The sequence below is a fragment of the Nostocoides australiense Ben110 genome, assembly GCF_001050535.1.
GTDB classification, from domain to species: domain Bacteria; phylum Actinomycetota; class Actinomycetes; order Actinomycetales; family Dermatophilaceae; genus Nostocoides_A; species Nostocoides_A australiense.
Window position 1 is genome coordinate 2152076 of the sequence record NZ_HG764815.1, and the last position, 9854, is coordinate 2161929.

At 70.2% G+C, this 9854-nt stretch carries 9 protein-coding genes; 2 read left to right on the forward strand and 7 right to left on the reverse strand.

Translation table 11 applies throughout. The features are described from left to right. Positions 1-101: 101 nt before the first annotated feature. Both BN11_RS10370 and BN11_RS10375 read right to left on the reverse strand, forming a co-directional pair. Positions 102-869: a TSUP family transporter gene (locus BN11_RS10370; protein WP_048697355.1), complete on the reverse strand. Its 768-nt coding sequence runs from the start codon at positions 867-869 to the stop codon at positions 102-104. After that, on the reverse strand, positions 866-1633 hold the full coding sequence (locus BN11_RS10375) for an HAD family hydrolase (RefSeq protein ID WP_048697358.1): 768 nt from the start codon (positions 1631-1633) through the stop codon (positions 866-868). The genes BN11_RS10370 and BN11_RS10375 overlap by 4 nt, the downstream gene beginning before the upstream one ends. Before the next feature lie 45 nt (positions 1634-1678). Here BN11_RS10375 and BN11_RS10380 point away from each other — a divergent pair, with 45 nt between their 5' ends. Further along, the gene (locus tag BN11_RS10380) at positions 1679-3175 is read left to right on the forward strand and encodes a DHA2 family efflux MFS transporter permease subunit (protein ID WP_268807094.1); all 1497 of its coding nucleotides are present in this window, start codon (positions 1679-1681) and stop codon (positions 3173-3175) included. Between the two features lie 12 nt (positions 3176-3187). Here the strand turns inward: BN11_RS10380 and BN11_RS10385 are convergent, their stop codons facing one another. The 5 genes from BN11_RS10385 to BN11_RS10405 all read right to left on the reverse strand — a co-directional run bounded on the left by BN11_RS10385 (position 3188) and on the right by BN11_RS10405 (position 8945). Beyond that, positions 3188-4306 (reverse strand): hypothetical protein, encoded by a 1119-nt coding sequence (locus BN11_RS10385; RefSeq protein WP_048697361.1) that lies wholly within the window; start codon positions 4304-4306, stop codon positions 3188-3190. Positions 4307-4385: 79 nt separating this feature from the next. Further along, on the reverse strand, positions 4386-5060 hold the full coding sequence (locus tag BN11_RS10390; protein WP_157044073.1) for a class I SAM-dependent methyltransferase: 675 nt from the start codon (positions 5058-5060) through the stop codon (positions 4386-4388). A 6-nt stretch (positions 5061-5066) separates the two neighbouring features. After that, positions 5067-6833, reverse strand: a complete 1767-nt coding sequence (locus BN11_RS10395; protein WP_048697363.1) for a proline--tRNA ligase — start codon at positions 6831-6833, stop codon at positions 5067-5069. 56 nt (positions 6834-6889) lie between these two features. Continuing rightward, a complete protein-coding gene (locus BN11_RS25160) occupies positions 6890-7963 on the reverse strand; it encodes an alpha/beta hydrolase (RefSeq protein ID WP_053084062.1) in 1074 nt (357 codons plus the stop codon). 4 nt (positions 7964-7967) lie between these two features. After that, positions 7968-8945, reverse strand: coding sequence for a hypothetical protein (locus BN11_RS10405; protein ID WP_157044074.1), 978 nt, complete (start codon positions 8943-8945; stop codon positions 7968-7970). Between the two features lie 194 nt (positions 8946-9139). Here BN11_RS10405 and BN11_RS10410 point away from each other — a divergent pair, with 194 nt between their 5' ends. Further along, complete coding sequence (locus tag BN11_RS10410) at positions 9140-9733, forward strand: TetR/AcrR family transcriptional regulator (RefSeq protein WP_048697366.1); 594 nt, start codon at positions 9140-9142, stop codon at positions 9731-9733. Positions 9734-9854: the final 121 nt, after the last annotated feature.

Consider the following 9854-nt stretch of genomic DNA (forward strand, 5'->3'; position numbering starts at 1 on the left):
GGCTGTCGCGGTCATGACAAGAAATGTCCCGGCCGATCCTGTGGCGAACCTGTGGACCTTCCATGGTCCCGCCCAGACTTCCTCAGCCCACGATTCTTCCCTCAGTCCACGATCTGCCAGCCCAGCCGGATGATGAACGCGCCGACGAGGAGGATGAACACCGCCCGCACGAATCCGGAGCCGCGCGCGACCGCGGTGCGGGCGCCGGCATACCCCCCGATGACATTGCAGGCGGCCATGATCAGCCCGGTGCGCCACATGACGTGGCCACCGGGAATGAAGACCACAAGGGCGCCGATATTGGTGGCCAGATTGACGATCTTGGCCTTCGCCGTGGCCGGCAGGAAGGCATAACCGAGCAGCCCGACGAGCGTGAAGACGAGGAAGGATCCGGTGCCGGGGCCGAGAGCGCCGTCATACACCCCGATGGCGAAGCCGGTCAGCATCGCGAGGGCGGTATGCCGAGTCCCGATGTGCCGCAACGCCGTCACTGATCCCAGGTCGGGTTTGAGCAGGGTGTAGGCACCGACGAGGACGAGCATCACGAGGACGATCGGGTTGAACGCGGACTTCGGGATGTGCACGCCGATGAGGGCTCCGCCCATCGCGCCGACGAGGGCCACCGCCGCCATCGGCACGGCCGTGCGCAGGTCGGGCCGGACCCGGCGGCAGTAGGTCGCTGTGCTCGAGACGGTCCCGGCGATGGAGGAGAGCTTGTTGGTCGCGAGCACCTGGGCCGGGGTGGCGCCAGGCACGCCCAACAGGAGGGCGGGGATCTGGACGAGTCCCCCGCCGCCGACCACGGCGTCGATCCAGCCGGCCACGAGCGCGGCCAGCCCGAGCCACACCTCGGGCGGGAGATCGTTCACGCCGTCCAGCCGGTGACGACGCCGAGGATCTCGCGCAGTTCGTGCACGGTCGCATCGGGAGTGGCGTCGACGGCGACGCGTTGCCTGGGCGGCAGGTCCGAGTGCGGGATCCAGATGGCTCGCATCCCGATCTGCTGCGGCCCCCAGACGTCCTCGTAGATCCGGTCGCCGACGTAGACCCCCGCGCCCGGTTCCACGTCGAGTTGCCGGAGGATGGCCGCGAAGGCCTCCGCGTGCGGTTTGACCACGTGCAGTTCGGACGAATAGGCGTCCGCGTCGATCAGGTCGAGGACGCCGTCCCGGGCGAAGAGCTCCCGGTGGTAGTCGCGGGTCCAGATCGTGTTGGACAGGACGCCTATCTTGATCCCGTTCTCTCGCAACCCTTCCCAGAGCGGCCGCACCTGCGGGTCGGTGATCGTGTGCGGTTCCCAGAAGCGCCGGTAGGCCGCGAGCGCCAGCAGGTGCCGGTCGTGCTCCGGGTCGACGCCCGCGGCCTCGAGGATGGCATCGAGGTGGGCGCTCGTGTGGTCGGCGCGTCCGCGGGCCCACGCGTCGTCCTCGACCGCGATGATCCGGTCGGCGAGGTCGTGCGCCGCCCTCAGGTCCGCCTCGCTCACCTCCGGTGAGTCGACGGGTATGCCGTGCACCTCGCGCGCGAACACCCGCCACTGCTCGCCGATGTCGACGGCGTGCCAAGGAGTCAGCGTGCCGCCCCAGTCGAAGACGACGGCCTCGACCCCGGGTTGCGAACGCTCGTGGCTCATGGAGTCAGGATCCTACGCGGTGGTTGGCGTCGTATCCTCGGCAAAGTGACTGCACCCGCGCCCTCGGGCCCTGTCCCTGTCAACCCGTGGCCGGCCCTGTGGGCGCTCGTGGTCGGTTTCTTCATGATCCTCGTCGACTCGACGATCGTCGCCGTCGGCACCCCGGCCCTGATGGCCGCCTTCGACACCGATGTCACCGCGGTGCTGTGGGTCACCAGTGCCTACCTGCTGGCGTATGCCGTGCCGCTGCTGATCACCGGCCGGCTCGGCGACCGGTTGGGTCCCAAGCGGGTCTACCTCGCCGGCCTGACGCTGTTCACCCTCGCCTCGCTGTGGTGCGGCCTGAGCGGGGAACTGTCCGACAGCATCGGCATGCTCGTCGTGGCCCGGGTGTTCCAGGGCCTGGGGGCATCCCTCATGACCCCGCAGACGATGGCCGTCATCACCCGGACCTTTCCGCCGGAGCGCCGCGGCAGCGCGATGGCGTTGTGGGGGGCGGCGGCCGGGGTGGCCACGCTCGTCGGCCCGATCCTCGGAGGCGTCCTGCTCGACAGCCTCGGCTGGGAGTGGATGTTCTTCATCAACGTCCCCGTCGGCATCATCGGCTGGCTGCTCGCCTGGCGCCTGGTGCCCCGTTTGGAGACGCACTCGCACAGCTTCGACTGGGTCGGCGTCGCTCTGAGCGCTGTTGGGCTCTTCTGCGGGGTCTTCGCCATCCAGGAGGGCCACGCCTATGACTGGGGACAGATCACCGGCGTGATCTCGGTGCCCCTGCTGCTCGTGGTGGGCGCCGTGCTCCTCGGGCTGTTCGTCTGGTGGCAGAGCCGGATCCGACGCGAACCCCTCGTGCCGCTCGGCCTGTTCCGCGACCGCAATTTCTCGGTCTCCAATGTCGCCATCTCGACCGTGGGCTTCGCGATCACCGCGATGATGTTCCCGTTCATGATCTATGCCCAGGCAGTGCGCGGCCTCTCCCCGACCCGTGCCGCACTGCTCCTGGCGCCGCAGGCGGTGATGTCGATCGTCCTTGCTCCCATCGCCGGCAAGCTGACCGACCGGATGCACCCTCGCCTGCTGGCGGGCTTCGGGCTGCTCACGCTTGCGGCTGTCACCTTCGCCCTGTCGCGGGTGATGACGCCGGGCTCGTCGACATGGTCGATCCTGCTCGTCGCCCTGGTCCTCGGCGTCGCCAACTCCTTCGTCTGGGGTCCGCTCGCGACGTCCGCGAACCGCAACCTGCCGCCGCACCTGGCGGGGGCCGGTGCCGGGGTCTACAACACGACCCGCCAGATCGGCGCCGTACTGGGCAGCGCCGCGATTGCCGTTCTCATGGAAGCTCGCATCGCCGCGCTGCTTCCCGGTATGCCGGGTGGGGCCTCCTCAATGGCCGAGAGCGGCGCTGTGGCCATGCCGGAAGCGGTGAAGGAGCCGTTCGCACAGGCGCTGGCGGAGTCGATGCTGCTGCCGGCGGCGGTGGTGCTCCTCGGCTTTGCGGCCGCTCTGTTCTTCGAGCGCCCGCGTCACCAGCAGACTTCCGGCTAAGGCGTTCCGAGGCTACTTCCACACGACGGCGACAAAGCGGAACGCCGAGCCGTCGTAGCTGCCGGCCATGCCGACCACGGTCCCGGCCCTGTTGACATCCTGGCCTTGGCTCAACATCGTGCCCGACGGCTGCGGCAGGTAGGTCACCGGGCTGCTCGGTGACGCCCAACGGATGGCGCGCTCCTGACTGCCGTCCGTGCCGACGATGACCCCGCCGTCGTTGAGGGCTTGGGCGGTAAGGGAGTTGCGGCCACCGGTGGGAAGAGCTCGGAGGCGGCCCGAGGACCAGATGAAGGGGACGAGGCGGCTCCCGGCCGCGATCGAGGTCCCCACGACCTGGCCCGCGTTGTTGATGTCGTTGGGCGTGGTGCCGCCGCCCAGGGTGCCGAGCTGGGTTTGCGTTCCGGCCGACCAGGTCCATGCCCGGTACTGCCCCAGTGGGCTCGGGTCCGCCCACAACCAGCGCATCGCGCCGACCACGCGGCCGGAGTCGTTGATGCCTTCGGCGCTGGCCCCGATCGGGGCCGTGATGGTGCGAGCGCTTGCTTGGCCGGGCCTCCACCGGAAGGCTCGGCGGGTCTGGAAGGGGTCGTCGCCGGGGACGTTGTAGGTCCCGACGATTCCCGCTTTGGAGGTGGCGACGGCCATGCCGAAATCGCCGGGCGCGGGGATCCGCGTCAGGCGCCCGCCTTCCCACATGACCGGCTTGAACGTCCCGGCCGCGGTCATGCAGCCGCCGACGATGCGCCCGGAGTTGTCGATATCCCTGGCCTGGCACTCGGAGCCGCCCAGGGCAGGAAGCCGGGTGATCCGCCCGCCCGTCCACTGCACCGCGTAGTAGCGCCCGTCCGTGGCCAAGGCGGTGCCGGCCACGACGCCGGAGTCGTTGACGGCGGCAGCGGAGGCAGAGGACCCGCCCAGTCCTGGCAGGACGGTCGGGGTCAGGACGGCGGCCGCCGGAGTCGTCGTGTCGGGCGCAGCCGTCCGGGGTGAAGACGTCCGGGGTGGCACCGGGTCCGAAGCCCCGGCCGCCGGTCCGGCGAGGGCGGCACTCGTGACCATCATGAGGCCGGCGACCAGTGACCGACGCATGGTGTCAACTCCCGTCTCGCCCGGGCCGATCCCGGGCACGTGCCCACGCTAGGGCCGGCACCGGCGCTCGAGCACCGCGCGCGGGTTACGGAGTCCTTACGTCCGAGACCGCACCGACTCACGGGCTGGTGGTGGCCGAGCCCGCGACGAACCAGGTCCACGGGGTCGGCACGCCGAACGCGGTCTGCGCGGTGAGCCCGGAGGTGTCGAACCCGGCGGCCGCCACGAGTCTCTCGATGTCCCGATCCACGTGACAGCCCGATGCGAGCCGCCCCCAGGCGGGCTGCATGGCCCGCTGCGCCGCAGCGAGCCACGGCCGCGGCGAGAGACCGTGTTCGACGAGGCGCAGGGTGCCGCCCGGCCGCAGCACCCGGCGCGCGTGCGTCAACGCCGCCTCGACGTCCGGGATGGAGCACAGGCTCCAGGCGGCGACGACGACGTCAACGCTGTTGTCGGGCAGCGAGATCGCGGCGGCGTCGGTGCCGATCCGAGTCACCGGCCGGCCGAAGTCGGCGATGGCTGCGCCGGCCCGTTGCCAACCCTCGTCCGAGGGATCGACGGCATACACCTGCTCGACCGCCATCGGGTAGTGCGGCAGGTTCGGCCCCGATCCGAAGCCGAGATCGAGCACGATCCCGTGCGCCCCCGCTGTCAGTCCGCGCCGCCATTCACCGACGAGCCGGTCGGAGAGCACGAGGTCGACGGCGCTGGGGAAGGCGTGCTTCTCCCACCAGCCGGCCGTGTCGCTCATCGTCTGTCGGTGTTTCTCCCACCAGCCGGCCGTGTCGCTCATCGTCAGTCAGGCTGAAGTGACTTCTCGGGTGATCTCCGCGATCGCGTCGGCGACCGGAACGGTGCGCCGCTCCCCGGAGCGCCGGTCTTTGATCTCGATGGTCCCGTCCGCGAGGCCCTTGCCGACGACGACGATCGTCGGGATGCCGATCAACTCCGCGTCCTTGAACTTCACGCCCGGGCTGGCCTGCCGGCGGTCGTCGAAGAGGACCTCGAGGCCCCCGGCCTCCAGCGCGCGGGTCAGCTCCTCGCCGTAGGTCAGGATGCTGTCGTCCTTGCCGGCGGCGACGATGTGCACGTCGGCCGGGCTGATATGCCGGGGCCAGACCAACCCGAACTCGTCGTGGTTGCCCTCGGCGATCGCCGCGACGGCGCGGGAGACGCCGATGCCGTAGCTGCCCATGATCACCGTCTGCAGCTTGCCGAACTCGTCGAGCACCTTCAGGTCCAGCGCCTCGGCATACTTCGTGCCGAGCTGGAAGATGTGGCCCATCTCGATGCCTCGCGCCGACAGCAGCGGCGACCCGCAGCTGGGGCAGGCATCACCGGGACGGACCTCGGCGGCCTCGATCGTGCCGTCCGCCGAAAAGTCACGTCCCGCAACGAGATCCAGGACGTGACGACCGGGCTGGTCAGCGCCGGTCACCCAGGCAGTGCCCTCGACGACACGCGGGTCGAGCAGGTAGCGGAGACCGCTGGTTCCCTTCTCCCCCAACGCACCCGGGCCGATGTAGCCCTTGGCCAGCGTCGGGTATGCCGCGAAGTCCTTCTCCTCGAACGCCGTCACCGTCGCGGGTTCGACCTGTGCACCGAGCCGCTTCTCGTCGACCTCCCGGTCGCCCGGCACGCCGATGGCGAGCGGCTCGCGGGTCCCGTCGGGGTGCACGAGCATGACGACGACGTTCTTGAGCGTGTCGGCCGCCGTCCACTCCCGGTCGGCCTTGGGGAAAGCTGAATTCAGATGTGCGACGAGGGTTTCGATGGTCGGCGTGTCGGGGGTGTCCTCGACGTGGGAAGCCGGCAGCGCGTCATACGGCTGCGCCGGCGGCGCGGTGACCTGCACGGCCTCGACGTTCGCGGCATACCCGCAGTTGTCGCAGCGCACATAGGTGTCCTCACCGTTCTCGGCGGTGGCGAGGAACTCCTCCGACTTCGACCCGCCCATGGCGCCGGCCATCGCCTGGACGATGACGTAGTGGAAGCCGAGCCGGTCGAAGATCTTGACGTAGGCGCTGCGGTGCAGGTCGTAGCTCTTGTCGAGCCCGGCCTCGTCGATGTCGAAGGAATAGGAGTCCTTCATGACGAACTCGCGCCCGCGCAGGATGCCGGCGCGGGGCCGGGCTTCGTCGCGGTACTTGGTCTGGATCTGGTAGAGCGCGAGCGGAAGATCCTTGTAGGAGGAGAACATGTCCTTGACCAGCAGGGTGAACATCTCCTCGTGGGTCGGGCCGAGGAGGTAGTCGCCCTCGCGGCGGTCCTTGAGCCGGAAGAGATTGGCGCCGTATTCGCTCCACCGTCCGGTCGCCTCGTAGGGCTCGCGCGGCAGCAGGGCGGGGAAGAGCAACTCCTGGGAGCCGATCTCGTCCATCTCCTCGCGGACGATCTGCTCGACCCGCCTGAGGACCTTCAGACCCAAGGGCAACCAGGTGTAGATGCCGGGGCTGACGCGGCGAATGTAGCCGGCGCGGACCAGAAGCTGGTGGCTCGGGACCTCCGCGTCCGCCGGGTTCTCTCGCAGGGTGCGAAGGAACAGGGACGACATGCGCATGGCCACGGGGTAACTCCTGAGGGGGTTGAGGACAACGCCCACAGGATACGTGGCCGGGCGGCTCAGCCGAGCGCCGTTTTCAGGGCGCCGGCGGTCTCGGCGAGCACCCGCTGCCCGAGCGGGGCGGCCGGCATCGTCAGCATCGGATGCACGGCGTCCTCGTGGACCCGCACGGTGACATCGACCCCGGCGGCGCGCATCTTCTCGGCATAGGCGATGCCTTCGTCGCGCAGCGGGTCGAAGCCGGCGACGGCGACATAGGCCGGCGGCAACCCGGCCAGGTCGTGGGCGAGCAGCGGCGAGGCGCGCACATCGCTCGGGTCACCGTCGGGGCCGAGGTAGTTCGCCTCATACCAGTCCATGTTCGCCTTGGTGAGGAAGTAGCCCTCGCCGAAGAGTTCGCGCGAGCGAGTGGTCGCGCCCAGCTGGGTGACCGGGACCCCGAGCAGTTGGTATGCCGGCATGGGCCCGCCCTCGCGGTGGGTCACCTGGGCGACGACCGCGGCCAGGTTGCCGCCGGCGCTGTCGCCGCCGACGGCGATCCGCTCCGGGTCCAGGCCGAGCTGCTCGGCGTGCTCATGCGCCCATCGGAAGGCCGCCACCGCGTCGTCCACCGCAGCCGGGAAGCGGTGCTCCGGGGCGAGCCGGTAGCCGACGTTGAGGACGGCGACGTGTCCCAGCCCGCACAGCAGCCGGCAGGTCGGGTCGTGGGTGTCGACATCGCCGAGCACCCATCCGCCGCCGTGGAAATAGACAAGCAGCCCAAGGGGTTTCAGGCCTGGCGGGCTGCCCGCGGGTGGGTGGGGGCGATAGAGCCGGGCCGGTATGCCGCCCGCCGGCCCGGGGATGGTCAGGTCCGCGGCCGTCGCCACCCGAGCCGGTTTGCCGGCGAACATCCACGAGTCGAGCGCGAGCTGCCGCCGCGCCTCCGGCACGGGCAACTGGTCCAGCTCCGGCTCGCCGAGCTTCGTCATGATCGCCAGCCCGACGTGGGTGTCCGGGTCGAGCCGGGCCCCATCGACGACATGCGGGTGCAGGTCGAGGCGGCGGCGGAGCCGGTCCGGGACGGCGAGCATCGCCTCGAAGGCGCGTTTCTGCGCACGCTCGGCGCGGGTCGGGGTGAAGGCGGGCGGCATACCCCTAGCTTGCCAAGGCCGGGGCGGTCTCGGGCTCGGTGGCCCCGTCGATGTGGAGGACTTCCTCGTCGGCGTGCCGGCCGAACCACAAGGTGACGACGCCGACGAGCGCCCAGGCGGCCAGGACGAGCCAAGGGCGCAAGGTCGAGGCGTCGGGGAAGTAGGACTCCAGCCGCAGCAGGGTGCCGGCGGCGCCGGGGACGAAGAACTGTCCGATCTCGCCCCAGTGCCAGGGCAGCATCTCCTTGGGGATGGTCAGCGAGGAGAGCGGGTTGCCGATGAAGAGGGTGACGATGGCGCCGAGGGCAATGCCGGCGCGGCCGATCAGGCCGTTCATGCCGACGATGAAGGCGCCGGTGGCGAAGAGGGCGGCGCTGATGATCGCCCACTCCATCACGAAGCTGCCGACGAGGATGCCGAGCCAGGGCCCGAGGACCGCGGCGAGCAGGAGGCCGGCGAGCACGGCATACCCGGTCACCGCGGCGAGGCGACGGCGGTGTCCGGCGACGAGCAGGGAGATCAGGACGCCGCCGAGCATGCCTCCCATGGCCAGCGGCAGGCCGGCGACGGCGAAGCCCGCGCCACGAGGGTCGTCGGGGCTGAGCGGGGCGATATCGGTGACGGTGACCTTGGGCGGCTGCTGCCCTGCCGCGGCCGCCTGGGCCGTGATCCCGGCGGCAGCCTGGTTCAGCGCCTGGCTGACGACGGTGCTGGCGGCGCTCGCGGTGAGGAACTCGACCCCGGAGGGCGAGGCGACCACGGCGCCATAGGCATCGCGCTGCTTGATGGCGCTCTCGGCGGCGGCGCGGTCGGCGACCGTGGTGATATCGAAGGCACCGGACTTGCCGAGCCCGGCCTGGATCTGGGTCAGCGCGGCCGGCGGGCCGGCGACGACGAGCGGCAGGTCCTTGACCTTGCTCAGGTAGCTCGGCCAGACGAACGCGAGCAGCACGAGGAGGACGACGGTGGAAGCTCCGAGCACAGTGCGGAGCGTTGTCGGCCAGGTCGATTGCGCGGTGTGGGTCGACGGCGCGGAGTGGGTCGATTCGGCGGTGGGAGCGGGGTGGGCCATGACTGGCATCTCCTGGTTCTCATTGGAGAATGATCGTTCGTTTTGTACTTTGCCACTCCGCGTCCAGAATTGCAAACAGAACGTTCGTTTTTTATGATGAGGGTATGCCGAAGGTCACCGAAGCCCGCCGCCTGGCCGTCCGCGACCGGATTCGCGATGCCGCCCTGAGCGAGTTCATGGACAAGGGGCTCGCCACGACGTCGATGGCGGACATCGTCAGCGCGTCGGGGATGTCCGCCGGGGCGATCTACGGCCACTTCACCAACAAGGCCGAGCTGACCGCCGAGGTCGCGCGGGGCGTGATCGCCAGCCGCGTCGACATCGTCGCCGACTCGGCGGTGGCGGAGCAGATCCCCACCCCGAGCGCCCTGCTGCGCACCCTTTTCGACACGATGCCTCAGGACGTCCTCGACAGCGGAATCGTCCTGCAGATCTGGGGCGCCGCGGGTCCGTCGGGCGAACTGCGCCCCATCGCGCAGCAGGCCTTCTCCACCATGCGCTCGGTCTTCACCGAATACTTGGCGGCCTGGCTTGTCTCGCAAGGGCATTCGCGACGCGCGGCCCTGGCCCGTGCGCGCAAGCTGGCGCCGGCCTTCATCGGCCTGGCGCAGGGATATCTCGTGCACCGCTCAGTGCTGGGCCGGGATCTGGCGGATACCTATCTCGACAGCGTCCAACTCCTGTTAGCCGACACCTGAATCGCCCCCGCCCTGCCGGGCTTGGGGAGCACTCTTCCGGTCGTCTCGGGCGGGGTCAGCGGCTGCGGCTGCCGTATGCCGGCCGAGCGCGGCGCGGCGCGCCGTCGGGGCGGGGCCGACC